Source organism: Kluyvera genomosp. 3 (assembly GCF_011765685.1).
Taxonomy (GTDB): Bacteria; Pseudomonadota; Gammaproteobacteria; order Enterobacterales; family Enterobacteriaceae; genus Kluyvera; species Kluyvera georgiana_A.
In genome coordinates, this window is record NZ_CP050321.1 from 724,309 (window position 1) to 750,631 (window position 26,323).

Sequence of the window (26,323 nt, forward strand, 5' to 3'; positions counted from 1 at the left end):
TGCTTTACGCATCCGCCGGGAAGACGACGCCAGTCTGGCGACGAATCTCGGTCTGAACTTTGGCGGTGATGCGGCTGACTTCCAGCCCCGGGTGGTCAACTTCGTTGTTTTCGACCAGGCGCGCAAACTCCTCGGCTTCATACAGCATAGTATTAATATGCTGCGGCTGACTGAGATCCTGCGCTTTACTGCCGCGCGGCACGAAGGAGACTTTCTGGCATTCGGAGATTTTCTCAATCACCAGCGCGCCCGCTTCTCCCTGAATTTCGCTTGGCAGGGTAGAGTCGCTGACTTTCGAGTGTTGCAGCGTTACGCTGAAGTCACCGTAGTCCAGCATCACAACGCCGTGGGCATCCACGCCGCTCTCCAGCAGGCTTGCTGAAGCCTGAATCTGCTGCGGCTCTCCCCACAGCGCGATGGCGGAGGCCAGGCAGTAAAAACCGATATCCATAATCGAGCCGTTGGAGAAAGCTGGGTTAAAGGTATTTGGGTTTTCGCCATCGAGATAGCGCTGGTAGCGCGAGGAGTACTGGCAGTAGTTGATAAATGCCTTACGGATCTGCCCGAGTTTCGGCAGCGCCTGCTGGAGCTGCTGGAAGTTCGGCAGGCTGGCGGTTTTGAACGCTTCGAACAGCACCACCTGATTTTCCCGCGCCGCGGCGATCACCCGCTCGGCTTCGTCAATGTTAGAAGCCAGCGGCTTCTCGCAGATGACGTGCTTTTTATGGCGCAAGAACAGCTCGGTTTGCGGCGCGTGCAGCGAGTTTGGGCTGGCAATATATACCGCATCAATAACGTCGCTTTGCGCCATCGCCTCTAACGAGGTAAAGAGGTGCTCAACGGGATAGTCATTGGCGAAGCTTTGCGCCTGTTCAAGGCTGCGGGAATAGACGGCGGTCAACTTGTACTTGCCGGTCTCATGGGCGGCATCGACAAACTGGCGGGTGATCCAGTTTGTTCCAATCACAGCGAAACGTATCATAAACGCCTTCAGGCTCCATAAAGGGATTCTGTCGTCAATGTAACACGCCTTTATGACATTGCCAGTGCCCGACTACGCAGTTTCCTTTAACGAAAGGTGCGTCAGCCAAAGGCGGGTATCAAACTCCAGTTGGTGGTACTGCGGCTCCATATGGCAGCACAGCTGGTAGAACGCTTTGTTGTGATCTTTTTCTTTCAGATGCGCCAGCTCATGCACCACGATCATCTTCAGAAAGGGTTCCGGCGCAGTACGGAAAACGGTCGCGACGCGGATCTCGGCTTTCGCTTTCAGCTTGCCGCCCTGTACGCGCGACACCGCGGTGTGTAGCCCCAGCGCGTTTTTCAATACGTGGATCTTGTTGTCGTACATGACTTTATTGATTGGCGGCGCGTTGCGTAGATACTGGCTTTTCAGATCCTGGGTGTACTGCCAGAGTGCTTTATCGGTGGCGAAATCGTGCGCGCCCGGATAGCGTTTTTCCAGCACAGCCCCTAGACGCTGTTCAGCAATCAGCGTGCGCACCTGAGAAAGCAGGTGTTCCGGGTAGCCCTGGAGGTAAGTTAGTTGGTTCATCTTCACCCATGCCAATCATAAAAAGTGTATACTCACGCACCCTTTTCAGGGATAAGCCGAAATTTTACCATTCAGGAGGGCCGATGAGCCACACAGACAACGGTTTCCGTTCACTGACACTTAAACGTTTCCCGGAGACGGACGACGTTAACCCGCTGCTGGCGTGGGAAGCGGCGGATGAATATCTGCTGCAACAGCTGGACGATACCGAAATTAGCGGCCCGGTGCTGATCCTGAATGATACCTTTGGCGCGCTGGCCTGTGCGCTGGCTGAGCATACGCCGTACAGCATTGGCGACTCCTATTTAAGCGAGCTGGCGACCCGTGAAAACCTGCGCCACAACGACATTGCCGAGTCGAGCGTGAAGTTCCTCGACAGCACCGCGGAATACCCGCAGGCGCCCGGCGTCGTGCTGATTAAAATCCCCAAAACCATGGCGCTGCTGGAGCAGCAGCTGCGCGCGCTGCGCGAAGTTGTAACGCCAGAAACGCGCATTATCGCCGGGGCGAAAGCGCGCGACATCCACACCTCGACGCTGGAACTGTTCGAGAAGGTTCTGGGCCCAACCACCACCACGCTGGCATGGAAAAAGGCGCGTCTGATTAACGGCACCTTTACCAAACCGGCGCTGGCCGACGCCGCACAAACCCTGAGCTGGAAGCTGGAAGGCACCGACTGGACCATCCACAACCACGCGAACGTCTTCTCCCGTACCGGGCTGGATATCGGCGCGCGCTTCTTTATGCAGTACCTGCCGGAAAACCTGGAAGGGGAGATTGTGGACCTCGGCTGCGGCAACGGCGTACTGGGCATGACCCTGCTGGCGAAAAACCCGCAGGCGCAGGTGGTGTTTGTTGATGAATCGCCGATGGCGGTGGCTTCCAGCCGCCTGAACGTGGAGACGAACCTGCCGGATGCGCTGGATCGCAGTGAGTTTATGATTAACAACGCGCTCTCCGGCGTCGAGCCGTTCCGCTTCAACGCAGTGTTCTGCAACCCGCCGTTCCACCAGAAGCACGCGCTGACCGATAATATCGCCTGGGAGATGTTCCACCACGCCCGCCGCTGCCTGAAGATTAACGGCGAGCTGTATATCGTGGCCAACCGTCACCTCGACTACTTCCACAAGCTGAAGAAGATTTTTGGCAACTGCGAGACTATCGCGACGAATAATAAGTTTGTGATTCTGAAAGCGGTGAAGTTAGGTCGTCGTCGTTAATACGGTTAACGGCGTAGCCGCCTTGTCAGGCCTACGTTTGTAGGCCTGACAAGCGAAGCGACATCAGGCAGTTCGGTGCAGATTGTCGGATGACGGAATAACCGTCTTATCTTCTATATTTTCAGCGCCAGCTTCGTCCCCTGCGCAATCGCCCGTCGGGCATCCAGTTCGCCCGCAACGTCACTGCCGCCAATTAAGTGCACCGTCTTGCCCGCCGCCAGCAGGGGTGCTTGCAGCGTGCGGTTTGGCTCCTGACCGGCGCAGATAATCACGTTATCGACCGCCAGCAGCTGCGGCTCGCCGCCGATCTCAACATGCAGCCCCGCATCATCGATCTTCTGATAGCTGACCGCCGGGATCATCTTCACGCCGCGAGAAAGTAGGGTAGTGCGATGGATCCAGCCGGTGGTTTTACCTAACCCTTCGCCCGGCTTGCTGGCTTTACGCTGCAGCATCACAATCTGCCGTGGGCTGCGGGCCAGATGCGGCCCCTCAGGGCGCAGGCCGCCTGCCTGCTGTAGGCTGGTATCGATGCCCCACTCCACGCAGAACTCGGCAATATTCTGGCTGGTTGGGTTACCGGGCTGGCTGAGATACATCGCCGTATCAAAACCAATACCGCCGCAGCCGATAATCGCCACCCGCTGGCCTACCGGCGCTTTATCGCGCAGTACGTCCAGATAGGTCAGAACTTTTGGATGATCAATGCCTTCAATAGGCGGGGTGCGTGGGGTGATCCCGGTGGCAAGGATCGTTTCATCAAAGTTGAGCAGATCGTCTGCGGTGACGCGATGATTCAACCTCAACGTCACACCGGTGACGTCGATCATCCGGCGGTAATAGCGCAGCGTTTCGTAAAACTCTTCTTTGCCGGGGATCTGTTTGGCGACATTAAATTGCCCGCCGATCTCTGCGCTACCGTCGAACAGCGTTACCTGATGACCGCGCGCGGCGGCGTTGATGGCAAACGCCAGCCCCGCAGGGCCAGCGCCGACAACCGCCAGATTTTTACGCGTAGTCGCCGGAAGGATCGGCATTTTGGTTTCGTGACAAGCGCGAGGGTTAACCAGGCAAGACGTCACCTTGCCGACAAAGATCTGATCGAGGCAGGCCTGGTTGCAGCCAATACAGGTGTTGATCTCATCGGCGCGTCCCGACTGCGCTTTGGAGAGCAGCTCGGCATCGGCGAGGAACGGACGAGCCATCGACACCATATCGGCATCGCCGCGCGCCAGAATATCGTCGGCAACCTGCGGATCGTTAATTCGGTTGGTGGTGACCAGTGGAATAGTCACCCGTCCTTTTAATTTGCGCGTGACCCAGCTAAAGGCGCCGCGCGGTACCGGCGTGGCAATGGTCGGGATCCGCGCTTCGTGCCAGCCGATCCCGGTATTGATGATCGTCGCGCCCGCGGCTTCGATCGCCTGGGCGAGGCGGACGGTTTCATCAAAGGTGCCGCCATTGTCCACGAGATCCAGCATCGACAGACGGTAGATAATAATAAAATCTTTCCCGACGCGCTGACGTACGGCTCGCACCACTTCGACGGCAAAGCGCATGCGGTTGTCGTAGTTGCCGCCCCATTGATCGTCGCGCAGGTTGGTGCGCGCGGCGAGAAATTCGTTAATCAGATAGCCTTCTGAGCCCATCACTTCCACACCGTCATAGCCCGCCTCCCGCGCCAGCTGGGCGCAGCGTGCGAAGTCGTCGATCAGCCCCAGAATACCCTCATGCGTCAGTTCGCGCGGCGTAAAGCGATTGATCGGCGCCTGAAGCGCCGAAGGGGCGACGAGGTTTGGTTGATAGCTGTAGCGGCCAGTGTGCAGAATTTGCAGCGCAATTTTGCCACCTTCCTGATGTACGGCATCGGTAATCGTGCGGTGGTGCGGCAGTTGGCTGACGTCATTCAGCATTGCGCCGCCCGCCATCCCCACACCGGTAGGATCCGGCGCTATCCCGCCGCTGACGATCAGCGCCACGCCATGACGTGCGCGTTCGGCGTAGAAGGCCGCCAGGCGCTCAGCGCCGTCAGGGTACTCCTCCAGCCCGGTATGCATTGAACCCATCAGCACACGGTTTTTCAGCTGGGTAAAACCCAGATCGAGCGGGGCGAACAGCGACGGATAGCTCATAAGGATGTCCAGTATGTGAAATTATTGTTATGTGGTCGGATGAGTTACTAATTTAGCCGTCGGCGCCAAAAAGGGAAAAGGGGAATGCAATGATTGTGATGGGATTCAAAGAACGCCCCCCCACGAAACCGTAGGGGGCGTGAGTTTACTGCTCGGTTGCCACCTGATTCTGGCTAACGCGCAGGGCCGCCAGTGCTTTACGCGCGGCTTTCAGCACCTGATCGCACTGTTCCATCGTCAGCGTTAACGGCGGTTCGATGCGGATGGTTTTCGCGTTGTTCAGCGTGCCGGCCACCAGCACGTGCTGGCGGAACATTTCGCTGGCAAAGCTATAGCCGATTTCGTTATCGACAAACTCGATAGCCATCAGCATCCCTCTGCCGCGCGCTTCGCGGACCAGATCCGGATATTCGCGGGCCATGCAGCGGAAGCCATCCAGCAGCATATCGCCTTTCTGTTCCGCCTGAGCGGGCAGGTTCTCGGTCAGCAAGACGTTGATGGTGGCCAACGCCGCCGCACAGGCCAGCGGGTTGCCGCCAAAAGTAGTGGTATGCAGGAACGGGTTGTCGAACAGCACTGAAAACACCTCTTCGGTGGCAATCGTCGCGCCAATCGGCATCACGCCGCCGCCCAGCGCTTTCGCCAGACACAGAATGTCTGGCTGCACGTTCTCATGCTCGCAGGCGAACATTTTGCCGGTACGGCCCATGCCGGTTTGCACTTCATCAAAGATCAGCAGCGCGCCGAACTCATCACACAGCTTACGCACCGCGGGCAGGTAGCCCTGTGGTGGCAGAATCACGCCACCTTCACCCTGAATCGGTTCGAGGATCACCGCCGCCACATCGTCGCCGGTTTTCTGGCACTCGCTCAGCATTGTGCGCATGGCATCGATATTACCGAACGGCACGTGGCGGAAGCCCGGCAGCAGCGGCATAAACGGCTTGCGGAAGGTCGATTTCGCGGTCGCGGACAGCGCACCAAGCGATTTACCATGGAAGGCGCCGCTGGTGGCGATAAAGGTAAATTTGCCGCGCGATGATTGATAAGCTTTCGCCAGCTTCAGCGCCGCTTCCACCGACTCGGTCCCGCTGTTGCTAAAGAAGCTGTATTTCAGCTTGCCCGGCGCCAGCGCGGCCAGCGTTTTGGCCAGCATAGCGCGCAGAGGATCAAGCAATTCCTGGCTGTGAAGGGGTTGTTTGGCGAGCTGATTCTGTACGGCGGAAACCACCACTGGATTACGGTGCCCCACGTTGAAAATACCAAAACCGCCCAGGCAATCCAGAAACTCCTGGCCCTGGGTGTCGACAAGCGTATTTAACCCTCCCGCCTGCCACTCTACGGCTCCGTAATCCCCACCGGCAGTTACAGATTTTCGATACTCTAAAAACCCTGGATTCACATGCTCTTTAAAGTATTCCCTGACCTCCTGGTTCAGTGCTTTCATCTCCTCATGGTCAAGCGTTCGCTTTTCAATGAGATTCAGTGCGTGCGCGCTGCAGGCCAAAGCCGAGGCGCTGGAAGGTAACCTGTTCAAAATGTGCTCCTGGGGGTCACGTATCACACGATACTGAATTAAGTATTGCAGGGATTACGCCACTTCAGCGGCAACGGTGAAAATCGGGATAAATGCCAGGAGAAACCGGTTGTGTACAATATTTAATCGTCCAGCGGCTCAAGGATGGGGGGGAGGGGAGAAGCGCAAGAGGGCAGGTTGCGCCAGGATGGGGCAGGTTTTGCGCCGCCATCGCGCAGCATAAAAAAAGTAGGGCTTTTGTCCATTTTGCGATCTAACGCAAAATTAACAATTAAGGTTAATTAAAATCCCTCCGATATAACAATTGTAATACATTTTCTTTCTGCACCTGAAAAGGATGTCTGTATGTCTACCCTGTCCGACCCAAACTCGTCCACATCATCGCTGGACGAGCGTACTACGCTGATGTCCACCACCGACCTCGATAGCTACATCACCCATGTTAATGATGCCTTTGTGAAAGTGAGCGGCTACGGCCGCGAAGAGATGCTTGGCAAACCGCACAATCTGGTGCGTCATCCCGATATGCCAAAAGCGGCGTTTGCTGATATGTGGCGTACGCTCAAGCAGGGAGAACCGTGGAGCGGGATCGTCAAAAACCAGCCTAAAACTGGCGGCCATTACTGGGTGCGCGCAAACGCCATCCCGCAGGTGCGTAATGGCAAAACGATAGGCTATATGTCTATCCGCACGATGGCTTCGGCTGAAGAGATTGCCGCCGTCGAGCCGCTATATCAGGCGCTGCGGGAAAATCGCAGCAACAAGCGCCTGCATAAAGGTCTTGTCGTCAGCAAACGCTGGTGGGGCAAACTGGCGACCATACCGCTGCGCTGGCGTATGCGTAGCGTCACGCTGGGATGTTACCTGCTGCTGGCCGCAAGTTTGCTGACGCTGGGGGCACCCGTATCGGCTGTACTGACATCAGCGCTGATCGTGTTGCTGGCCACCGCAGTGCTGGAGTGGCAGATTATTCGCCCTATTGAGAACGTCGCCCGTCAGGCGTTGAGCGTGGCGACCGGCGAGCGCAACAGCGTAGACCACTTGAAACGCGGTGATGAGCTGGGATTGATGCTGCGTTCCGTCGGCCAGCTGGGTCTGATGTGCCGTTGGCTGATTAACGATGTCTCAAGTCAGGTAAACAGCGTGAGCGACGGCAGCGATGTGCTGGCGCGCGGTAACGAAGAGCTGAACCAGCGCACCCAGGAAACGGTGGTCAACGTCCAGCAAACCGTCGCTACCATGAGTCAGATGGCGGTTTCCGTACAGAATAATTCCCAAACCGCCGCCGAGGCCGACAAGCTGTCGCTGGCCGCCAGCGGCGCGGCGTCACAGGGGGGGCAGGCGATGCACCGGGTTGTGCAGACGATGGAAGAGATTGCCGACAGCACACAGCGCATTGGCTCGATTACCACGTTGATTAACGATATTGCCTTCCAGACTAATATCCTGGCGCTGAATGCGGCGGTTGAAGCGGCGCGGGCGGGCGAACAGGGGAAAGGGTTTGCGGTGGTGGCGGGAGAGGTGCGCCATTTAGCCAGTCGAAGCGCGACGGCAGCCAATGAAATTCGCCAGTTGATTGAGGCCAGCGCCAGTAAAGTGCAGTCCGGTTCAGAGCAGGTGCACACCGCGGGACGCACAATGGATGATATTGTCTCGCAGGTGCAGAATGTCACCCAATTGATTGCGCAGATTAGCCAATCGACGTCCGAACAGGCCACGGGGCTGTCTGATTTAACTCGTGCCGTGGCAAAGCTGGATGAGATCACCCAGAAAAATGCCGGGCTGGTGGCGGAAAGCGCCAACGTGTCGGCGATGGTGAAACACCGCGCCAGCCGTTTACAGGATGCGGTGACCGTCCTGCATTAATCGAGCTGTGAGATCTCCAGCGCCGCGCGGTCAATAACGCCGATAATCTGTTTTAGCTGCGCGTCGCTGATTTCTCCGTGATTCACCTTCAGGTCCAGCACGGCCTTAAAGTTATCGATCGCCCGTTTCATCTGCGGATTTTTGCGCAGCTCATGCCCTACCATTCTGGCCTTTATCCGCGCCTGGATCTGTTCCAACTGCTCCCGGTTCTCTTCCAGCGTGCGTGCGCCGTCGACGGTGATAGCGATTTTTTTGCGCCCACCGTCCTCTTCCTGAACCGTAATCAGGCCCTGGTCCTGGAGCAGATCAAGCGACGGGTAGATCACTCCGGGGCTTGGGGTGTAGTTCCCCAGCGTCAGAGCTTCAACGGCTTTAATCAATTCATAACCGTGGCTGGCGTTGTCTTTCAGAATGTTGAGGAGCACCAGACGCAATTCGCCGTGGCCAAAGAAACGCTGACGGCGTCCGCCATGATGACCACGTCCGCGGTGTTCGGTATCAGAAAGAGAGCTCATTGTTCACGCCTTACTAATATTTAGATATATCTAATTTATATCTAAATCTATGTTTTTATCAATATGGAAGTGGATGTTTTTATATCTCATTGATTTTAATTGGTTTAATTTTATGGTGTCATTTTTATTGCTCGTTTTCGTCTATATCATAAAAATTGCTTGCTTTCTTCTTAATTGGCAATCATTATCATTTGCAAAATGTTTAGATATATCTATTTGCCAGAGAGACGCTCAATGAAAGAGAAAAAGTACCCACAGCGCGTGCGCAATGAACTTCGTTTTCGTGAACTGACCGTACTGCGTGTTGAGCGCATCGGCGAGGCTTTTCAGCGCGTAGTGCTGGGCGGCGAGGCGCTGGAAGGCTTTAGTTCGCGTGGATTTGACGACCACACCAAATTATTCTTCCCACAAGCAGGGAGCAAAATCACGCCGCCAACGGTAACCGATGACGGTATCGTCTGGGCTGAGGGCGTCCGTCCACAATCGCGTGACTATACCCCGCTGTATAATGCTGAACGCCATGAGCTGGCCTATGACTTCTTCATTCATGATGGCGGTGTCGCGAGTCAATGGGCGATGGAAGCTAAAGCGGGTGATACGCTGACGATCGGTGGTCCGCGCGGTTCGCTGGTGGTGCCGGAAGATTATGCCTGGCAGCTTTATGTCTGCGATGAAACCGGTATGCCGGCGCTACGTCGCCGCCTGGAGGCGTTACGCACGCTGGCGCAGCGTCCGCAGGTTACCGCGCTGGTGATGGTGCGTGACGTGGCGGATAAAGCCTATCTGGCCGGTTTTGATGAGTTCAATATTGAATGGGTTAGCGAGTATGACGCCGCCGCCGTTGCCGCGCGTCTGGCGCAGCTCACGGTGCCGCCGTCCGATTACTTTATCTGGCTGACCGGTGAAGGGAAGGTGGTTAAAAACCTGACCGATGGATTTGTGACCGATGCCATTGACCCGCAGCTGGTCCGTTCCAGCGCCTACTGGCACGCCAAATAACGTGATTCTGCCGCAGTTTCTCCTGCGGCCAGGATGACTTCCTGTGGCGCTTGTCAGCGCCATTCTCTCTTTTCGCTCCCCGCCGCTACACCTCGGCCATGTTTATTGCCGCTTGCCGTAAACAATCGTCTGAAGGACGTCTTTTCCCTACTTTCTATACTTTTATTTTGCGCCTTTCTGACGTGAGTTATTTGTTGTTTCGTTTTTATAATTCATTGTTTTATATGATTATTTAATCAATATCCGTATGATATTGTGATGTCAATCACCTTCTGCCTTTTGCCAATACAAAATCTATAAAACTAGATGTTTGTCGAGTTTTCATCTAAAAATAGCGGTGAAGGGACTAGACACGACCATCTTATGGTTATCAAATGGTTAAAAACTCAGAGTCGAATGTAAAAAATCGACAAAATTAGAAAATGGTTAGCCTGCTTACACGACTTACCTGCGTGACAACGCACCTTCTCTGGAGAAACTATGCATTCCACTGTTAATAAAAACGAAAGCCGAACCTTTTTCGGTCACCCTTATCCGCTGGGGTCGCTGTTCTTTACCGAAATGTGGGAGCGCTTCTCGTTTTACGGCATTCGCCCGTTACTGATCCTGTTTATGGCCGCTACCGTGTATGACGGCGGTATGGGATTAGCGCGTGAAAACGCATCGGCGATTGTTGGTATCTTCGCGGGCACCATGTACCTGGCGGCGCTGCCGGGCGGTTGGCTGGCGGATAACTGGCTCGGCCAGCAAAAAGCGGTGTGGTACGGTTCCATCCTGATTGCGCTGGGACATCTGTCTATCGCGCTGTCGGCGTTTATGGGCGACAACCTGTTCTTTATCGGCCTGATGTTTATCGTACTGGGGTCGGGTCTGTTTAAAACCTGTATCTCGGTGATGGTCGGCACTCTGTATAAAAAAGGCGATGCCCGTCGCGATGGCGGCTTCTCCCTGTTTTATATGGGTATCAACATGGGGTCGTTTATCGCGCCGCTGATTTCCGGCTGGCTGATTAAATCCCACGGGTGGCACTGGGGCTTTGGTATCGGTGGTATCGGGATGCTGGTCGCGCTGGTTATCTTCCGTGTGTTCGCCGTACCGGCGATGAAGCGCTACGACAGCGAAGTGGGGCTGGACTCCACCTGGAACAGCCCGGTGGTGAAAAAGAACGGCGTAGGCGCATGGCTGCTGGCGCTGGCGGTGGGCGTCGCGGTGGTTATCACCCTGATTGCTCAGGGCGTGATCGTGATTAACCCGGTGGCCGTGGCGAGCGTGTTGGTGTACGTGATCGCGGCATCGGTAGCGCTGTACTTTATTTACCTGTTTGCCTTTGCGGGCCTGAGCCGTAAAGAACGCGCGCGTCTGCTGGTGTGCTTTATTCTGCTGGTTTCCGCCGCGTTCTTCTGGTCCGCCTTTGAGCAGAAACCTACTTCCTTCAACCTGTTCGCCAACGACTATACCAACCGCATGATCGGTGATTTTGAGATCCCGGCGGTGTGGTTCCAGTCAATTAACGCCCTGTTTATCATCCTGCTCGCTCCGGTCTTCAGCTGGGCGTGGCCTGCGCTGGCGCGTAAGAACGTGCGCCCGGGCAGTATCACCAAGTTCGTGATCGGTATTCTGTGCGCGGCAGCAGGCTTTGGCCTGATGATGATGGCGGCGCAGAACGTGCTGAGCAACGGCGGCGCGGGCGTTTCGCCAATGTGGCTGGTGGGGAGCATTCTGATGCTGACGCTCGGCGAGCTGTGCCTGAGCCCGATTGGTCTGGCGACCATGACGCTGCTGGCGCCGGAAAGAATGCGCGGCCAGATGATGGGGCTGTGGTTCTGCGCCAGCGCGTTGGGTAACCTGGCCGCTGGCCTGATTGGCGGCCACGTGAAGGCCGACCAACTGGATATGCTGCCGGATCTGTTCGCCCGCTGTTCTATCGCGCTGCTGATCTGTGCTGCCGTATTGTGCGTGCTGATTGTTCCGGTACGCCGGATGCTGGAAAACAGCAAATCCAGCGCGGAGCAGAACCCGGCGACTAACGTCTGATTGCCATTCAACATCACCTGCCGGCGCCGATGCGCCGGCTTTTTTTTGCGCAAACGGCGGCCAAAAGGGTGACAGCTCACGAAAAAATGCAAGAACGTGAGCGGTTTCTTTGAAATCCCGCTCGATTCCAGTCCATAGTATAGACTTGTTTACTACGTGGTTAATTTAAGGACAAGAATATGCCAGCAGTCATTGATAAAGCGTTGGATTTTATTGGTGGTATGAATACGTCTGAGCCGGTGCCACAGTCTATGGACGAAAGTACAGCGAAGGGAATTCTGAAATATTTGAAAGAGCTGGGCGTGCCCGCAAGTGCGGCCGACATTACGGCGCGTGGCGATCGCGAAGGCTGGAATGCTGGATTCACTCAGAAGGTTGCTGGCTGGGCCGACAAGGTTGACTCCGGTGAACACATGCTGATTAAAAACCCGGAATACTTCTCCGATTATATGCGCGAAGAGCTTCGTGCGCTGGTATAAACCCTAAGTCGGCGCTCTCGCTTTGACGGTGAGAGCGCAAAGTCCGTTGTTTATCTGTATATTTTTTCTCAATAAGTGATATCGGCCTGGTTGCAATTAATCTGAAAACCGTTGGCCTGCCTTGAGCCATCATCTTCCCGCTTTTATAATTCCGCTAAGAAAGACCGAATTCAATAAAAATATAATTAAAAACATCATCATATAATGATGCTTTTAGATTTTACTCCCCTGCATCCAGAGATAAATATGAACTCAACCGTTAAATATCGTGCCGATATCGATGGGCTGCGCGCGCTCGCCGTACTCCTTGTGGTGCTCTTTCACTTTGGGCTGGGATTCTCTGGTGGATTTGTGGGCGTTGATGTTTTCTTTGTCATTTCGGGATATCTGATTGGCGGCCATATTTATCAAAGTAAGCTTGCGGGCCATTTTTCGTGGGGGCAGTTTTATGTTCGCCGAATAAAGCGAATTCTTCCCGCGCTGATTGCCGTTGTGATTGCCGTCTGGCTGGTGATGTTTTTTATCTCTACGCCAGCCGATTTCAGGAAATTAGGCCGTGATGCCGCGGCGACGCTGTTGTCGGTCTCTAACGTAACGCTCTGGAATTCCATCGACTATTTCAGCCCCAGCGCCGAGCATAATCCTTTATTGATGACCTGGTCATTGGGCGTGGAAGAACAGTTCTATTTTCTCGCGCCGCTTCTGATTCTGGTACTGACGCGTTTTGATAAAAAACTCTCGTTTTTACTGATGGGGAGCGTCACGCTGCTCTGTTTCGCCATTGCCGCCGCCGGAACCCTGCAGATTCCGCATAGCGCATGGTTTTTGACGCCGTTTCGCGCCTGGGAGCTGTTTGCCGGGGCGCTACTGGGAATGGCCCATACCCACTTTCCCGCGGCATTCTCGACAAAGGTTGATAACCTGAAATCTGTCGTGGGTGTTTTACTCATTGCCTGGTGTGCGCTTTTTTACGACGCGCAGACCTCCTTCCCTGGGCTGGGGGCGCTGCCGGTGGTGATGGGCGCCGTGTTGCTGCTGGACGGGCAAACGGCGCTTATCAACCGCCGTTTGCTAACCTGGAAACCGCTGCGCTTTATTGGACTCATCTCCTATTCACTCTACCTGTGGCACTGGCCGGTTATCAGCCTTTACCACTATCTTTGCGAAGCGGAGCCGGGGAACGGGATGCGCGTATTGCTGATTGCGCTCTCGTTTTTGCTGGCGACGATCAGCTATTACCTCATCGAAAAACCTTTTCGGGCGGCGCAGTTGCCGACATCTCGCGTATTCTGGCGCTACGGGATGGCGATGGGGCTGCTGACGCTGGTCTTTGCCACCACCTGGCTGCAAAAAGGTTTTCCCGCCCGTTGGCCTGAGGACTTTGCCCGGATGCAGTCGGAGATAGAAGAGGCGGAAGATAGTTGCATGACCTCATACGGCAATATTCTGCTGACCGGAACCCCGCGCTGCACCGGTGGCGAGGCGCAGGAGAAAATTGCCCTGATTGGCGATAGCCATGCCGGGGCGCTGGCCGCGGCGTTTCGTCAACTGGCGCACGACCGTCATTTGACGCCAGTGATTTTTGCGAAATCGTCCTGTGCGCCGCTGTTCGGCGTGTATCGCCTTGCCGATGGTTGGCCGCTGCATGACGCGCAGTGTCGGGCATTCAAGCTCGATGTCGACAACTATCTGGCTCAGGATAAGCAGATCTCGACGGTGATTCTTACGGGCTTCTGGCAGTCCGGTTTGATGGCAGGAAAAGCCCCCTGGCAGTCGGAAACGACGCCGTCATTAGGCCCTGCTCAGGCGCTGCAGCAGGGGCTGGCAGAGACCATCACGCGTTTGCAGAAAATGGGTAAGCGGGTCATTGTGCTGGGCGATGTGCCGATGATGAATTTTCCCCCGCCCAAACGCGTAATGCGCTGCTTTAGCCGGGCGTTTGCCTATGCGAACCCACAAAGCGCCGGAATGTGCGAGGTGGTGGGGCACGATAGCGTTGAGCCTGATGCCAGCGCGGCGCTGATTGGCAGGGTATCGACGAAGCTGAACGCTGAATTCGCCAGCCTGAAAGACGCGTTGTGTGACACGGCGACCTGCCGTTTTGCGGAAAGCGCGCATATTTACTACAAAGACCCACAGCATCTGACGCGATACGGTGCAGATAAGGTGCTGAAAAGCGTGGTGATGCCGCTGATTGCGCGCTAAGGCGCGGGCGGGGTCATGCAATAAAAAAGGCCACTCGTGAGAGTGGCCTAACTGTATGTATTTGCTGCTTAAATTTGGTGGCCCCTGTTGGGTTTGAACCAACGACCAAGCGATTATGAGTCGCCTGCTCTAACCACTGAGCTAAGGGGCCAATTAGCCGACGATTATAATGTAACAATGGCCGCCAATCCAGCGCTAAGCGTGCACATGCTGTTTTTATAAACAATGCATTTTCAATTCGTTATACTCGTCTCACGATGTATAGGTCGAGGATATTATGGTTAAGGACATTATCGATTCAGAGTTGCGGGTACTGTTTTGTGGTATCAACCCGGGACTGTCATCGTCTTCACTGGGCTATCCTTTTGCCCATCCAGCAAACCGCTTCTGGAAAGTGCTGCATCTGGCGGGGTTTACCGATCGCCAACTGAAGCCGGAAGAGGCGGCGCAGATGCTGAAATTTCGCTGCGGCGTGACCAAGCTGGTTGAGCGCCCGACGGTGCAGGCCACGGAGGTGACCTTGCAGGAGCTGCGCAGCGGCGGCCAGGCGCTGATTGAGAAGGTTGAGCACTATAAACCAGCGGCGCTGGCGGTGCTGGGCAAGCAAGCCTTTGAACGCGGCTTAGGGCAGCGCGGCGCGACGTGGGGGAAGCAGACCTACAGGATTGGCGACACCGAAGTGTGGGTGTTACCGAACCCGAGCGGATTGAGCCGAATAACGCTGGATAAGCTGGTGGAAGCGTATCAGGAGCTGGACTCGGCGTTGAAGGCACGAGGCCTGTAGGCCGGGTAAGCGAAGCGCCATCCGGCAGAACCCGCGCAGATTGCCGGATGGCGGCGTAAACGCCTTATCCGGCCTACCGCTCCCGCGCGGATAACAGGCAAAAAAAAGCTCCCAAAAGGGAGCTTTTTCACATTGGCCAGGGCGATTAATCGTCCAGGAAGCTACGCAGCACTTCAGAGCGGCTCGGGTGGCGCAGTTTACGCAGCGCCTTCGCTTCGATCTGACGGATACGTTCGCGGGTAACATCGAACTGTTTACCCACTTCTTCCAGCGTGTGGTCGGTGTTCATATCGATACCGAAACGCATACGCAGCACTTTCGCTTCACGGGCGGTCAGGCCAGCCAGAACGTCGTGGGTGGCGGCACGCAGGCTCTCGGTGGTCGCAGAGTCCAGCGGCAGCTCGAGGGTGGTATCCTCGATGAAATCACCCAGATGCGAATCTTCATCGTCGCCGATCGGCGTTTCCATGGAGATAGGCTCTTTAGCGATCTTCAGCACTTTACGGATCTTGTCTTCCGGCATCAGCATGCGCTCAGCCAGCTCTTCCGGCGTCGGCTCGCGGCCCATCTCTTGCAGCATCTGACGGGAGATACGGTTGAGCTTGTTGATGGTCTCAATCATATGTACCGGGATACGGATGGTACGCGCCTGATCGGCGATGGAACGGGTGATTGCCTGACGAATCCACCAGGTAGCGTAGGTGGAGAACTTGTAACCACGACGGTATTCAAACTTATCAACCGCTTTCATCAGACCGATGTTGCCTTCCTGAATCAGATCGAGGAACTGCAGACCACGGTTGGTGTATTTTTTAGCGATAGAGATAACCAGACGTAAGTTCGCTTCAACCATCTCTTTTTTCGCACGGCGGGCTTTCGCTTCACCGATGGACATGCGACGGTTGATGTCTTTTACCTGCTCGATGGTCAGGCCGGTTTCTTCTTCAATCTGCTGCAGTTTCTGCAGGCTGCGAAGAACGTCTTCTTTCACGTCGTGCAGCTTTTCAGACCACGGCTTGTTCATCGCGATAGCCGCGTTGAACCAGGTTTCGCTGGTTTCGTTGCCGGTGAAGAGGGTGATGAAGTTCTTCTTCGGCATTTTGCACTGTTCAACGCACATCTTCATGATGATACGTTCCTGGGTACGCACGCGATCCATCATGACACGCATGCTGTTCACCAGGTAGTCGAACTGTTTCGGCACCAGACGGAACTGTTTGAACACTTCAGACAGCTTCAGAATCTCTTCCTGAGCGGCAGCGTGGCTACGGCCTTTGGCTTTGATGGTGTCGCGAGTCACTTCGTACTGCGTACGCAGTTCGGCGAATTTCTCACGCGCCAGTTCAGGATCGATGCTGTTGTCATCGTCGCTGCTGTCGTCGCTATCGTCGTCTTCGTCTTCATCGTCGTCATCCATCTCTTCCTGAGACAGTTCGGAACCGACGTGAGTGGCGGTTGGCGCCATATCTTCTTCGGCGTTCGGGTCGACGAAACCGGTGATCAGGTCGGACAGACGGGCTTCTTCCGCTTCAACGCGATCGTATTGTTCCAGCAGATAGGTGATGGCTTCCGGGTATTCGGCAACGGAGCACTGTACCTGGTTGATCCCGTCTTCAATACGTTTGGCGATGTCGATTTCGCCTTCGCGGGTCAGCAGTTCTACGGTACCCATTTCGCGCATGTACATGCGCACCGGGTCGGTTGTACGCCCGATTTCAGATTCCACGCTGGACAGAACCTGTGCAGCCGCTTCTTCTGCGTCTTCATCAGTGTTGTTGGAGGTTTCAGCCAGCAACAGATCATCGGCATCCGGTGCTTCTTCCATCACCTGAATACCCATGTCGTTGATCATTTGGATGATGTCTTCGATTTGATCTGAATCGACGATATCTTCCGGCAGATGGTCATTGACCTCGGCATAGGTCAGATAGCCTTGCTCCTTACCACGTTGGACAAGAAGCTTGAGCTGTGACTGCGGGTTTTGCTCCATAAGACGGTATCCACACTTAATTCATTTGATTGGTGTCGGTCGGCGAACGAACCGCCGACATTTAAAGCGAGGGCGTACTTATATTAGTGCCGCTGCGCCTCGGGCGGCTGTCGGGGGCTTCCCGATAGGTATTCGGCAGTTAAGCCGTTAAATTCATTTTTTTTCCAGGGCCTGTCTGATTTCCCAGAACTCCCTGCGCTCTTCACTGCTCAAACCGTGCGTGCGATCGCGAGCTATCAACTCTTCCTGTCGCTGTTCAAGCATTGAATCAAAAATTCGGTTTAGCGTGTCAGTGAACATTTTTTCAACATTCTCATCCTTTATATCGTTCCAGGTTGAGAGTTTTTCAAGTGTTGAGTATTCACTTGCTCCGCGATAATTCTCTAACAGTTGGCCCGTTGTCAGGCCGGGTTGCGCCACACACAGGTTGACCAATTCGCTGAACAGGTTGAGCCCCGGTAGCTTTGCCTGAGCCAGCCCATGCATAGGAGGTACAAGTGGTGCCAGATTCGGGTTTTGCACCAGTAGTCCTATCAGTATACGCATAGGCGTCTGTTTTATCTGCTGAGGCGGGCGTACCACGCCACTTTCTGCCTGTTTTGGCATTAAACGATCAAGCGCCGCATCGTCAAAGATGCCCAGCTTCAGCCCCAGCGTCTGGCGCAGCTGAATCCGGTGCGCGTCACCCGGCACCTGGCTTATCAGCGGCAGAGCCAGCGCGGCGAGCTGCGTGCTGCCGTCCGGTGAGCTGAGATCAACCTGCGGTAAGAGACTGTTAAATAGGAAGACGGAGAGCGGTTGTGCGTGCTCCATCCGTGCTTCAAAGGCCTCTTTACCCTCTTTACGTACCAGCGTATCCGGGTCTTCACCCTCGGGCAGGAACATAAAGCGTAGCTGACGACCGTCGGTCATGTACGGCATCGCGGTTTCCAGCGCACGCCATGCAGCGTCGCGGCCGGCGCGGTCACCGTCGTAACAGCAAATCACGTTGTTTGTCGCACGGAATAACATATGAATATGGTCCGCCGTGGTCGACGTACCCAGCGAGGCGACGGCGTAGTTGATACCGTATTGCGCCAGCGCGACAACATCCATATACCCTTCGACAACCAGCAGACGCGGTGGTTCAGCGTTGTGCTGCTGGGCTTCATAAAGGCCATACAGCTGACGGCCTTTATGGAAAATATCGGTTTCCGGGGAGTTGAGGTATTTTGGCGTATCGTTACCGAGTACGCGGCCACCAAAACCAATCACCCGGCCTCGTTTATCGCGAATCGGGAACATCACGCGATTGCGGAAACGGTCGTAGGTTCTTCCCTGGTCGTTATTGACCAGCATTCCGGCATCGAGCAGCAGCTTCCTGTTGTCGACATTTCCACCGAAACGTTTTAAGGCGTTATCCCAGCCCGGCGGCGCAAAACCAATAGCAAACTGCTGGACAATCTCGGCACTCAGACCGCGTTGCTCCAGATACTGGCGTGCTGGCTCGGCGATGGGTTGGGCGAAGGATTGCTGATAAAAATCATTTAACCCTTCCATTAGCTGATAGAGATTCTGACGCTGGTGACGCTCTATCTGGCTAAGACCTGTTCCGGCTTCGTACGGCACTTCAAGGTTGTGCATGGCCGCCAGTTCTTCAACGGTTTCAACGAACTCGAGCTTGTCGTAGTTCATTAAAAAGTCGATGGCATTGCCGTGCGCGCCGCAGCCGAAGCAGTGGTAAAACTGCTTATCACCGTTCACGGTGAAAGAGGGGGTTTTCTCGTTATGGAACGGACAGCACGCATGGTAATTTTTGCCCTGCTTTTTCAGCTTCACCCGTGCATCGATCAGATCGATGATGTCGGTGCGCGCCAGCAGATCATTAATAAATACGCGTGGGATTCGTCCAGCCATAGGCCCCGTTTATTTTGAAGACTTATAAACGAAAACAAGCCGCGCATTCCTTTCGGAAGCACGGCCTTGCAACTACAACTCGGTCTGTAACCTGAGAGCCGATGCTCTCAAGAGATTAGTACAGACGAGTACGGCGTGCGTTTTCGCGAGCCAGTTTCTTCGCGTGACGTTTCACTGCAGAAGCTTTAGCGCGCTTACGTTCGGTAGTCGGTTTTTCATAGAACTCACGACGACGAACTTCCGCCAGAACACCCGCTTTTTCACAGGAACGCTTGAAGCGACGCAGTGCTACGTCGAACGGCTCGTTTTCACGTACTTTAATTACCGGCATGTAACTCTCACCTTTAATAAATTCGGTTTGCCGCTGGCATCAACGCCAGCTTATTTCAAAATGGTGCGGAATTTTACTGCAATTGCTGTTGCTTTGTAAAGCACCGACGCGTTTTTGAACGGGACTTTTTAAGGGTGAGGAGTATACACGAGGCTGCCTGCTGGGGCGAACAATGTTTTACAAGCCGGGACAGAAAACCTACACTGCGCGGTATTGAAACGAGGTAAATCTAGCCATGCGTGTACTGGGTATTGAAACATCCTGCGATGAAACCGGCATCGCAATTTATGACGACGAAAAAGGTCTGTTAGCCAACCAGTTGTATAGTCAGGTGAAATTACACGCTGACTACGGCGGTGTGGTGCCTGAGCTGGCGTCGCGTGACCACGTGCGTAAAACGGTTCCCCTGATTCAGGCGGCCTTACAAGAAGCGAACCTGACGGCCAAAGATATCGACGCGGTGGCCTACACCGCCGGTCCAGGTCTGGTTGGCGCGCTGCTGGTCGGCGCAACCGTAGGACGCTCGCTGGCGTTTGCCTGGAATGTGCCGGCTATTCCGGTCCACCATATGGAAGGTCATCTGCTGGCGCCGATGCTGGAAGATAATCCGCCGGAATATCCGTTTGTGGCGCTGCTGGTATCCGGCGGCCATACGCAGCTGATTAGCGTCACTGGTATCGGTGAGTACACCCTGTTGGGCGAGTCCATTGACGATGCGGCGGGGGAAGCTTTTGATAAAACCGCCAAGCTGCTCGGTCTGGATTATCCCGGCGGCCCAATGCTGTCGAAGCTGGCTTCGCAGGGGACGGAAGGGCGCTTTGTGTTCCCGCGTCCGATGACCGATCGTCCGGGGCTGGATTTTAGCTTCTCCGGCCTGAAAACCTTTGCTGCAAACACTATCCGCAATAACGGCGATGACGATCAAACGCGTGCCGATATCGCCCGCGCCTTTGAAGATGCGGTGGTGGATACGCTGATGATCAAGTGCAAACGCGCGCTGGATCAAACCGGCTTTAAGCGCCTGGTGATGGCGGGCGGCGTAAGCGCTAACCGTACGCTGCGCGCGAAGCTCGCGACGATGATGCAAAAACGCGGCGGTGAAGTATTCTACGCGCGTCCGGAGTTCTGTACCGATAACGGCGCGATGATTGCCTATGCGGGCATGGTGCGTCTGAAAACGGGCGTCAATGAATCGCTGGGCGTGACCGTACGTCCACGTTGGCCGCTGGCGGAGCTGCCAGCCGCCTGACGTTCTGGCCGAGACTCGTGATAAAAAGCCCTCCTGAAGAGGGCTTTTTTGTGCGTGTTAGTCGGTGTCTTTGGGCTTGCGCTTTTTCAGGCGCGCCCAAATTTTTGTCTCCTGCCGTCGCCACAAACGCTGAATGTTGTCATGATGACGCAGCAGAATGAGGCACGACAGCATCGATACCGGGAAGGTGTACTGGGGCTTGAACCACCAGACGTAGAACGGCGCGACCAGCGCGCTGACGATGGCGCCCAGTGACGAATAACCGCTCAGCAGAATTGTCAGCAGCCAGGTTCCGGCCATTACTCCGGTTAGATCCCAGCCGATAGGGGCAATCGCGCCAAACGCGGTCGCCACGCCTTTTCCGCCCTGAAAATGGAAGAAAACCGGCCAGATATGGCCCAGACAGGCGGCGATCGCGACCAGCCCAAGCCAGAATGGAGTAAAGCCAAGGGCATAAGCGCCCCAGACGGGCAGCATCCCTTTCAGGATGTCGAAAACCAGGACGGCTACGGCAGCACCCTTGCCGCCGATGCGTAAGACATTGGTGGCGCCGGGATTACCGGAACCACTGGTGCGAGGGTCAGGTAACCCCGCGAGGCGGCAGACCAGAATGGCGCTGGAAATTGAGCCGCAAAGGTAGGCAAGGAGGATCATTCCAGGCTCGATTGCACTCATAACGCTGTTCCATTTTGAAAATGTCGAAGTATTCTCTGCATCTGTGGATAATACGCATAATTCGCCGGAAGTGGTATCCGGTTTAGCCTAAAACCAAGCAGGTCGTGATGGATATTGTATTTATAGAGCAACTTTCGGTAATCACCACTATCGGTGTTTATGACTGGGAACAAACCATTGAACAGAAGCTGGTGTTCGATATCGAATTAGCCTGGGACAACCGCAAAGCCGCCGCCAGCGACAACGTGGAAGACTGCCTGAGCTATGCGGATATCAGCGAAGCGGTAGTAAAACACGTGGAAGGCAGCCGTTTCGCGCTGGTGGAACGTGTTGCGGAAGAGGTTGCCGACCTGCTGATGTCGCGCTTTAACACCCCGTGGGTGCGCATTAAGGTGAGTAAACCGGGCGCCGTGGCGCGCGCCGCCAACGTGGGCGTGATCATTCAGCGTGGCCATAATCCTAATTAATCTCATTATTCGTCATATAACTTAAACCAAAATGATTTATACCGGTCTTAGTGCCGGGTTTATTTTATTGTTTACTTTTAAGGGTTTATTTAATGAGCGATATGCACTCGCTGCTGGTGGCGGCTATTCTGGGTGTGGTCGAAGGATTGACTGAGTTTCTGCCCGTCTCCAGCACTGGCCATATGATTATCGTCGGCCACCTGCTGGGCTTTGAAGGAGATACGGCGAAGACGTTTGAGGTGGTGATCCAACTGGGTTCGATCCTCGCGGTGGTGGTGATGTTCTGGCGTCGGCTGTTTGGCCTGATTGGCATCCACTTTGGCCGTCCTCCTATGCACGAAGGTGAAGGCTCAGGCCGTTTGTCGCTCATTCATATTCTGCTCGGGATGATTCCGGCGGTGGTGCTGGGGCTGGTGTTCCACGACGCCATCAAATCGTTATTTAACCCGATTAACGTGATGTATGCGCTGGTGGTGGGCGGTGTCCTGCTGATTGCCGCGGAATGCCTGAAGCCGAAGGTGCCGCGCGCGGTCGGCGTGGATGATATGACGTATCGTCAGGCATTTATGATTGGCTGCTTCCAGTGTCTGGCGCTGTGGCCGGGCTTCTCCCGTTCGGGAGCGACCATTTCCGGCGGTATGCTGGTCGGCGTGAGCCGCTATGCGGCGTCGGAGTTCTCTTTCCTGCTGGCGGTGCCGATGATGATGGGCGCGACGGTGCTGGATCTCTACAAGAGCTGGCACTTCCTGACTGCCGGTGATATCCCGATGTTTGCCGTCGGGTTTGTGATGGCCTTCCTGGTGGCGTTGGTGGCCATCAAAACCTTCCTGCAGCTGATTAAACGTATTTCGTTTATTCCGTTCGCTATCTACCGCTTCATCGTCGCGGCCGCGGTATACGTGGTCTTCTTCTGATGGCGTGCCCTCAGTCTTTTGGCTGGGGGCAACGTTTTTCCTTCCAGTTGGCCACCGCCTGAATTCGGCGTCGTGTCAGTTCTTCGCGGATTTCCGGCCCTTTAAATCCGGCCTCAATCACCTCTTTGTTGCCCACGCTTCTGGCAACGGCCCACGCTTCCCGTAGCAGGCGTCCCTGTGGGTAATCACAGGCTTCGAAGCGAGTACGCCCGCGCACGTCGGCTTCGCTGGTAAGCGCAATCTGTTCTACACGCTGCGGCTTGCGCCAGGCGTCGATGGAGTCGAACAGTTTCACCAGCGTTTTCGGCTGCAGAATGGGCAGGGTATGAATCAGGTCATGGAATTCGGCGACCAGTTTTGCCAGCTCGCGCATGTCGTTCGGCACTTTCAGACGCTGGCACAGCTGCTCGACCAGCTTAACCCCCGCCGGGCCGTGGCCGTGGTGACGAGGCCAGAACTCTTTTGGCGTCAGCCCCTTGCCTAAGTCGTGGCACAGCGTAGCGAAACGGACGTCAATATCCGGGCTGAGCATCGCGGCCATCGATACGGTCATCAGCGTATGCACGCCGGTATCAATTTCCGGGTGCCATTTCTCCGGGGCCGGCACGCCAAACAGCGCGTCGATTTCCGGGAACAGCACCTTTAGCGCGCCGCAGTCGCGTAACGTCTGGAAAAAGACTTGCGGGTTACGGGTGCCGAGTGCGCTTTCCGTCTCTTTCCAGACACGCTCAGGCGTCAGATGCGCCAGCTCGCCAGCGTCGGCCATTTCGCGCATCAAGGCCAGAGTTTCGTCGGCAATACGGAAGCTAAGATGGGCGTAACGCGCGGCAAAACGCGCGACGCGTAGCACGCGCAGCGGGTCTTCCGCGAAAGCGGGGGAGACATGGCGCAGGATGCGCTGCTGGAGATCGCGCTGGCCGCCGTACGGGTCGATAATCGTCCCGTCGCTGTCCTCGGCAAGCGTGTTAACGGTGAGGTCGCGGCGCAACAGATCTTGCTCCAGCGTGACGTCCGGCGCGGCGTAGCAGGTAAAGCCGGTATACCCGGAACCCGATTTTCGCTCGGTGCGCGCCAGCGCGTACTCTTCGTGGCTGTCCGGATGTAAAAATACCGGAAAATCGCGGCCTACCTGTTGGTAGCCCGCATCAAGCATCTGCTGCGGCGTGGCGCCGACCACGACCCAATCTTTATCTTTGATCGGTAGGCCCAATAGCCTGTCCCGAACTGCTCCGCCGACCAGATAACTCTTCACGCCACGCTTCTCCTCATCATTTTCTTTCTGATAATACGAAAGAAGTCGACTTAAGGCGAGTTGGCTTAGTTCATCCAGCGATCTTTGCGTTTGCGGCTTGGAATGATGTGCGGCAGCACCAGACCGAGGATCAGGCCAATACCGAGCACGCCGCCGCCGTACATAAACCACTGCATGATGATGGTGCGCTGTTTATCATCGAGCTGCAGATTCGCGGCGTTCACCTTTTTCTGCGCCACGATAAGCTCGTTTTTCAGCTTCTGGTTCTCGTTTTTCAAACCGTTGATCACCGTATCGCTCTCAGCAACCTTTTTCTGCATTTCTGCGGTGCGCTGGTTCCAGGTGGTGTCGATGTTGTTCAGTTTGTCGGTCAGGGTTTTGACCTGATTTTCGAGATCCGGCACGCGGGTGCGCAGGCTTGGCGTCGCGGTCAGCTCTTTGAGCGGGATCCACGCGGTACGGCCGTTGCTGTCACGCACCTGGCCGTATTGGGTATTTTCGTTGGTCTGCAGCAGGGTGACTTCTTCACCCGCGTTGACGGTGCCTGCCAGGCGATAGTTATCGCCCGGGCCGCTGCGTACCCAGGTGTTCAGTTCATCGGAGACGTACCGCTTTTCATCGGCGTGAGCGACGGTAGAAGCAGTAAGTGCAAGTAAAGTAATGGCAATTAAGCGTAATTTTGGCATCAGATCATCGTTTTTGTCATAAAAGTGGAACGATAGTAGTGGCAACAGTCTGACGACGCAAAGCATTCTGCGGCAATCGGAATCCTCCAGGAGGAAAAATTGCATCAGCTGTTGGCCTGACAAATTGCGCATTGCATGGCAATTTGTCGCAAAATACTATCTACTGACAAAAAGAATACCTGTAAGTTCGCCGTAAAGGTATTTCCCGGCAACGAAACCATAAGAATTCAGTCATGGCTCAAGAAATCGAACTCAAATTTATCGTCGATGGCGCTGGCGTTGAGACGCTGCGCAACCACCTTCACACACTGAACGCAGAGCACACCCCGCCGGGGCAGTTGCTGAATATCTATTACGAAACCGCCGATAACTGGCTGCGCCGCCACGATATGGGGCTGCGTATTCGCGGCGATAACGGTCGTTACGAGATGACCATGAAAATCGCCGGTCGCACCGTGGGCGGCCTACATCAGCGCCCGGAATACAATATCGACATCAGTACGCCCGAACTGGCGCTCGACAAACTGCCTGCCGAAGTGTGGCCGAACGGCGAAATGCCCCAAGGGCTGGCCGAGCAGGTCAACCCGCTGTTTAGCACCGACTTCTACCGCGAAAAATGGGTGGTGAAGCACGGCAAAAGCCAGATTGAAATCGCGCTGGATCAGGGCGAGGTCAAAGCGGGCGAGCATCAGGAAGCCATTTGCGAACTGGAACTGGAGCTGCTGAGCGGTGAAACCGCTGACGTGCTGGCGCTGGCGAAGCAGCTGGCCGAGACCGGCCTGCTGCGTCAGGGCAGCCTGAGTAAAGCCGCGCGCGGCTACCATCTGGCGCAGGGTAACCCGGCGCGAGAGCTGCAGCCGTTGACGATTTTAACGCTGCCGCCAAAGGCAACGGTAGGCCAGGCGATGGAGGCGGCGCTGGAAAAAGCGCTGGCGCACTGGCAGTACCACGAAGAGCTATGGCTGCGCGGTAATAAAAAGGCGAAAACCGAAGTGGTTAACGCGCTGGGCCTGGTACGTCATATTCTGACGCTGTTCGGCGGCATTGTGCCGCGTAAAGCCAGCGCCAGCCTGCGCGATGGGCTAACCCGGGTTGATGCGCTGATGGCAAGCGATGTCTCTGCGCATGATGCGGTCTTCAGCCGCGAAACTGCGCTGACCAAACTGGCCTACACCGAGTGGCTGGTAACGCGCGGCTGGCAGGCGTTTCTCGATGCTAAAGCCGAAGCCAAACTGGCCGATTCGTTTAAACGCTTTGCTGATATTCACCTCTCCCGTCAGGCCGCCGAGCTGCGTAAGACGTTCGCCTATCCGTTGGGGGATAGCTATAGCGACCAGTTGCCGCGTCTGACGCGCGACATCAATACCGTTCAGCTGCTGTCGGGTTACTACGACTACGAACGGGCGGCGCAGTGGTTGGCCAACTGGCAGGGCCTGCGTCACGCCATTGAGACGCGCCAGCACATTGAAATTGAACATTACCGCAATGAGGCACTGTCGGTTGAGCCGTTCTGGTTACACAGCGGCAAACGTTAATT

General features: G+C 55.5%; 22 protein-coding genes and 1 tRNA gene. 11 read left to right on the forward strand and 12 right to left on the reverse strand.

The genetic code is table 11. The features are described 5' to 3' along the window. Window positions 1-4 precede the first annotated feature (4 nt). Together GY169_RS03480 and GY169_RS03485 are read right to left on the reverse strand one after the other, a co-directional pair. Window positions 5-982: a Gfo/Idh/MocA family protein gene (locus GY169_RS03480; RefSeq protein WP_163447848.1), complete on the reverse strand. Its 978-nt coding sequence runs from the start codon at window positions 980-982 to the stop codon at window positions 5-7. Window positions 983-1,054: 72 nt separating this feature from the next. Continuing rightward, a complete protein-coding gene (locus GY169_RS03485; RefSeq protein ID WP_064542149.1) occupies window positions 1,055-1,555 on the reverse strand; it encodes a M48 family metallopeptidase in 501 nt (166 codons plus the stop codon). A gap of 83 nt (window positions 1,556-1,638) precedes the next feature. On the opposite strand from GY169_RS03485, the gene rlmG reads away from it, so the two are divergent. After that, window positions 1,639-2,775: a 23S rRNA (guanine(1835)-N(2))-methyltransferase RlmG gene (gene rlmG, locus GY169_RS03490; protein ID WP_163447849.1), complete on the forward strand. Its 1,137-nt coding sequence runs from the start codon at window positions 1,639-1,641 to the stop codon at window positions 2,773-2,775. Window positions 2,776-2,888: 113 nt separating this feature from the next. Here rlmG and GY169_RS03495 read toward each other — a convergent pair whose 3' ends face one another. Together GY169_RS03495 and ygjG are read right to left on the reverse strand one after the other, a co-directional pair. Further along, entirely contained in the window at window positions 2,889-4,907 is a 2,019-nt protein-coding gene (locus GY169_RS03495) for an NADPH-dependent 2,4-dienoyl-CoA reductase (protein ID WP_167574985.1), read from the reverse strand. 145 nt (window positions 4,908-5,052) lie between these two features. After that, the gene (ygjG, locus tag GY169_RS03500) at window positions 5,053-6,444 is read right to left on the reverse strand and encodes a putrescine aminotransferase (protein WP_064542185.1); all 1,392 of its coding nucleotides are present in this window, start codon (window positions 6,442-6,444) and stop codon (window positions 5,053-5,055) included. 345 nt (window positions 6,445-6,789) lie between these two features. Here ygjG and GY169_RS03505 point away from each other — a divergent pair, with 345 nt between their 5' ends. Then, window positions 6,790-8,310, forward strand: a complete 1,521-nt coding sequence (locus GY169_RS03505; RefSeq protein WP_167574986.1) for a PAS domain-containing methyl-accepting chemotaxis protein — start codon at window positions 6,790-6,792, stop codon at window positions 8,308-8,310. Here the strand turns inward: GY169_RS03505 and GY169_RS03510 are convergent. Further along, window positions 8,307-8,825 carry a PadR family transcriptional regulator gene (locus GY169_RS03510; RefSeq protein ID WP_167574987.1) on the reverse strand — a complete coding sequence of 173 codons (519 nt, stop codon included), beginning with the start codon at window positions 8,823-8,825 and terminating at the stop codon, window positions 8,307-8,309. The genes GY169_RS03505 and GY169_RS03510 overlap by 4 nt on opposite strands. Before the next feature lie 234 nt (window positions 8,826-9,059). On the opposite strand from GY169_RS03510, the gene GY169_RS03515 reads away from it, so the two are divergent. The 4 genes from GY169_RS03515 (at window position 9,060) to GY169_RS03530 (ending at window position 14,542) form a co-directional block, all read left to right on the forward strand. Further along, entirely contained in the window at window positions 9,060-9,824 is a 765-nt protein-coding gene (locus tag GY169_RS03515) for a siderophore-interacting protein (protein ID WP_167574988.1), read from the forward strand. A gap of 480 nt (window positions 9,825-10,304) precedes the next feature. Next, window positions 10,305-11,858 carry a peptide MFS transporter gene (locus tag GY169_RS03520; RefSeq protein ID WP_163447857.1) on the forward strand — a complete coding sequence of 518 codons (1,554 nt, stop codon included), beginning with the start codon at window positions 10,305-10,307 and terminating at the stop codon, window positions 11,856-11,858. A gap of 179 nt (window positions 11,859-12,037) precedes the next feature. Beyond that, window positions 12,038-12,337, forward strand: a complete 300-nt coding sequence (locus GY169_RS03525) for a DUF1889 family protein (protein WP_065356095.1) — start codon at window positions 12,038-12,040, stop codon at window positions 12,335-12,337. A gap of 246 nt (window positions 12,338-12,583) precedes the next feature. Beyond that, window positions 12,584-14,542: an acyltransferase family protein gene (locus GY169_RS03530; RefSeq protein ID WP_167574989.1), complete on the forward strand. Its 1,959-nt coding sequence runs from the start codon at window positions 12,584-12,586 to the stop codon at window positions 14,540-14,542. 75 nt (window positions 14,543-14,617) lie between these two features. On the opposite strand, the gene GY169_RS03535 is transcribed toward GY169_RS03530, so the two are convergent. Further along, window positions 14,618-14,693: transfer RNA gene (locus GY169_RS03535), tRNA-Ile, on the reverse strand. A gap of 126 nt (window positions 14,694-14,819) precedes the next feature. Here GY169_RS03535 and mug point away from each other — a divergent pair. Next, window positions 14,820-15,326 (forward strand): G/U mismatch-specific DNA glycosylase, encoded by a 507-nt coding sequence (gene mug / locus GY169_RS03540; protein WP_167574990.1) that lies wholly within the window; start codon window positions 14,820-14,822, stop codon window positions 15,324-15,326. 145 nt (window positions 15,327-15,471) lie between these two features. On the opposite strand, the gene rpoD is transcribed toward mug, so the two are convergent. The 3 genes from rpoD to rpsU all read right to left on the reverse strand — a co-directional run bounded on the left by rpoD (window position 15,472) and on the right by rpsU (window position 19,543). After that, window positions 15,472-17,316 (reverse strand): RNA polymerase sigma factor RpoD, encoded by a 1,845-nt coding sequence (rpoD, locus tag GY169_RS03545; RefSeq protein ID WP_163447860.1) that lies wholly within the window; start codon window positions 17,314-17,316, stop codon window positions 15,472-15,474. Between the two features lie 153 nt (window positions 17,317-17,469). After that, the gene (dnaG, locus tag GY169_RS03550) at window positions 17,470-19,212 is read right to left on the reverse strand and encodes a DNA primase (RefSeq protein ID WP_167574991.1); all 1,743 of its coding nucleotides are present in this window, start codon (window positions 19,210-19,212) and stop codon (window positions 17,470-17,472) included. A 115-nt stretch (window positions 19,213-19,327) separates the two neighbouring features. After that, complete coding sequence (gene rpsU / locus GY169_RS03555; protein ID WP_001144069.1) at window positions 19,328-19,543, reverse strand: 30S ribosomal protein S21; 216 nt, start codon at window positions 19,541-19,543, stop codon at window positions 19,328-19,330. A 235-nt stretch (window positions 19,544-19,778) separates the two neighbouring features. On the opposite strand from rpsU, the gene tsaD reads away from it, so the two are divergent. Then, window positions 19,779-20,792: a tRNA (adenosine(37)-N6)-threonylcarbamoyltransferase complex transferase subunit TsaD gene (tsaD, locus tag GY169_RS03560; RefSeq protein ID WP_064542267.1), complete on the forward strand. Its 1,014-nt coding sequence runs from the start codon at window positions 19,779-19,781 to the stop codon at window positions 20,790-20,792. A 57-nt stretch (window positions 20,793-20,849) separates the two neighbouring features. Here the strand turns inward: tsaD and plsY are convergent, their stop codons facing one another. Further along, window positions 20,850-21,467, reverse strand: a complete 618-nt coding sequence (gene plsY / locus GY169_RS03565; protein ID WP_065356079.1) for a glycerol-3-phosphate 1-O-acyltransferase PlsY — start codon at window positions 21,465-21,467, stop codon at window positions 20,850-20,852. A gap of 107 nt (window positions 21,468-21,574) precedes the next feature. Between plsY and folB the strand changes: the two genes are divergently transcribed. Together folB and bacA are read left to right on the forward strand one after the other, a co-directional pair. After that, a complete protein-coding gene (folB, locus tag GY169_RS03570) occupies window positions 21,575-21,934 on the forward strand; it encodes a bifunctional dihydroneopterin aldolase/7,8-dihydroneopterin epimerase (protein ID WP_065356078.1) in 360 nt (119 codons plus the stop codon). A gap of 92 nt (window positions 21,935-22,026) precedes the next feature. Continuing rightward, a complete protein-coding gene (bacA, locus tag GY169_RS03575) occupies window positions 22,027-22,848 on the forward strand; it encodes an undecaprenyl-diphosphate phosphatase (RefSeq protein WP_167574992.1) in 822 nt (273 codons plus the stop codon). 10 nt (window positions 22,849-22,858) lie between these two features. On the opposite strand, the gene GY169_RS03580 is transcribed toward bacA, so the two are convergent. Continuing rightward, window positions 22,859-24,100, reverse strand: a complete 1,242-nt coding sequence (locus GY169_RS03580) for a multifunctional CCA addition/repair protein (RefSeq protein ID WP_167574993.1) — start codon at window positions 24,098-24,100, stop codon at window positions 22,859-22,861. 65 nt (window positions 24,101-24,165) lie between these two features. Further along, entirely contained in the window at window positions 24,166-24,786 is a 621-nt protein-coding gene (locus tag GY169_RS03585; RefSeq protein WP_163447864.1) for a TIGR04211 family SH3 domain-containing protein, read from the reverse strand. Between the two features lie 233 nt (window positions 24,787-25,019). On the opposite strand from GY169_RS03585, the gene GY169_RS03590 reads away from it, so the two are divergent. After that, a complete protein-coding gene (locus tag GY169_RS03590; protein WP_167574994.1) occupies window positions 25,020-26,321 on the forward strand; it encodes an inorganic triphosphatase in 1,302 nt (433 codons plus the stop codon). The last annotated feature ends 2 nt before the right edge of the window (window positions 26,322-26,323 follow it).

What these genes read in the sequence shown, in the direction of transcription:
- folB (WP_065356078.1), top strand. Translation starts at nt 21,575, where the DNA reads ATGGATATTGTATTTATAGAGCAACTTTCGGTAATCACCACTATCGGT.
- GY169_RS03530 (WP_167574989.1), top strand. Translation starts at nt 12,584, where the DNA reads ATGAACTCAACCGTTAAATATCGTGCCGATATCGATGGGCTGCGCGCG.
- GY169_RS03520 (WP_163447857.1), top strand. Translation starts at nt 10,305, where the DNA reads ATGCATTCCACTGTTAATAAAAACGAAAGCCGAACCTTTTTCGGTCAC.
- GY169_RS03525 (WP_065356095.1), top strand. Translation starts at nt 12,038, where the DNA reads ATGCCAGCAGTCATTGATAAAGCGTTGGATTTTATTGGTGGTATGAAT.
- rlmG (WP_163447849.1), top strand. Translation starts at nt 1,639, where the DNA reads ATGAGCCACACAGACAACGGTTTCCGTTCACTGACACTTAAACGTTTC.
- GY169_RS03590 (WP_167574994.1), top strand. Translation starts at nt 25,020, where the DNA reads ATGGCTCAAGAAATCGAACTCAAATTTATCGTCGATGGCGCTGGCGTT.
- bacA (WP_167574992.1), top strand. Translation starts at nt 22,027, where the DNA reads ATGAGCGATATGCACTCGCTGCTGGTGGCGGCTATTCTGGGTGTGGTC.
- dnaG (WP_167574991.1), bottom strand. Translation starts at nt 19,212, where the DNA reads ATGGCTGGACGAATCCCACGCGTATTTATTAATGATCTGCTGGCGCGC.
- mug (WP_167574990.1), top strand. Translation starts at nt 14,820, where the DNA reads ATGGTTAAGGACATTATCGATTCAGAGTTGCGGGTACTGTTTTGTGGT.
- GY169_RS03585 (WP_163447864.1), bottom strand. Translation starts at nt 24,786, where the DNA reads ATGCCAAAATTACGCTTAATTGCCATTACTTTACTTGCACTTACTGCT.
- GY169_RS03495 (WP_167574985.1), bottom strand. Translation starts at nt 4,907, where the DNA reads ATGAGCTATCCGTCGCTGTTCGCCCCGCTCGATCTGGGTTTTACCCAG.
- plsY (WP_065356079.1), bottom strand. Translation starts at nt 21,467, where the DNA reads ATGAGTGCAATCGAGCCTGGAATGATCCTCCTTGCCTACCTTTGCGGC.
- GY169_RS03510 (WP_167574987.1), bottom strand. Translation starts at nt 8,825, where the DNA reads ATGAGCTCTCTTTCTGATACCGAACACCGCGGACGTGGTCATCATGGC.
- GY169_RS03515 (WP_167574988.1), top strand. Translation starts at nt 9,060, where the DNA reads ATGAAAGAGAAAAAGTACCCACAGCGCGTGCGCAATGAACTTCGTTTT.
- GY169_RS03480 (WP_163447848.1), bottom strand. Translation starts at nt 982, where the DNA reads ATGATACGTTTCGCTGTGATTGGAACAAACTGGATCACCCGCCAGTTT.
- GY169_RS03485 (WP_064542149.1), bottom strand. Translation starts at nt 1,555, where the DNA reads ATGAACCAACTAACTTACCTCCAGGGCTACCCGGAACACCTGCTTTCT.
- rpoD (WP_163447860.1), bottom strand. Translation starts at nt 17,316, where the DNA reads ATGGAGCAAAACCCGCAGTCACAGCTCAAGCTTCTTGTCCAACGTGGT.
- rpsU (WP_001144069.1), bottom strand. Translation starts at nt 19,543, where the DNA reads ATGCCGGTAATTAAAGTACGTGAAAACGAGCCGTTCGACGTAGCACTG.
- tsaD (WP_064542267.1), top strand. Translation starts at nt 19,779, where the DNA reads ATGCGTGTACTGGGTATTGAAACATCCTGCGATGAAACCGGCATCGCA.
- GY169_RS03505 (WP_167574986.1), top strand. Translation starts at nt 6,790, where the DNA reads ATGTCTACCCTGTCCGACCCAAACTCGTCCACATCATCGCTGGACGAG.